Origin of the sequence: Escherichia sp. MOD1-EC6098, from assembly GCF_002965865.1 — a bacterium.
Taxonomy (GTDB): domain Bacteria; phylum Pseudomonadota; class Gammaproteobacteria; order Enterobacterales; family Enterobacteriaceae; genus Escherichia; species Escherichia marmotae.
This window is the reverse complement of the sequence record NZ_PTSN01000086.1, coordinates 1-609: the sequence shown is the minus strand read 5'-3', so window position 1 is coordinate 609 and position 609 is coordinate 1. Positions and strand designations below refer to the sequence as shown.

Genomic DNA, 609 nt, shown 5'->3' with positions numbered 1-609 from the left:
CCTGAACTTCTTAACATGTTGGATATTAAAGGAAAAATTATCACAACTGATGCGATGGGGTGCCAGAAAGATATTGCAGAGAAGATACAAAAACAGGGAGGTGATTATTTATTCGCTGTAAAAGGAAATCAGGGGCGGCTTAATAAAGCCTTTGAGGAAAAATTTCCACTGAAAGAATTAAATAATCCAGAGCATGACAGTTACGCAATTAGTGAAAAGAGTCACGGCAGAGAAGAAATCCGTCTTCACATTGTTTTCGATGTCCCTGATGAACTTATTGATTTCACGTTTGAATGGAAAGGGCTGAAGAAATTATGCGTGGCAGTCTCCTTTCGGTCAATAATAGCAGAACAAAAGAAAGAGCCAGAAATGACGGTCAGATATTATATCAGTTCTGCTGATTTAACCGCAGAGAAGTTCGCCACAGCGATCCGAAATCACTGGCACGTGGAGAATAAGCTGCACTGGCGTCTGGACGTGGTAATGAATGAAGACGACTGCAAAATAAGAAGAGGAAATGCAGCAGAATTATTTTCAGGGATACGGCACATCGCTATTAATATTTTGACGAATGATAAGGTATTCAAGGCAGGGTTAAGACGTAAGATG

General features: G+C 40.2%; 1 pseudogene. It reads left to right on the top strand.

Annotation, left to right across the window (positions count from 1 at the left end):
• A pseudogene (locus tag C0K55_RS25760) lies at nt 1-609 on the top strand (ISAs1-like element ISEc1 family transposase); the annotation flags it as partial.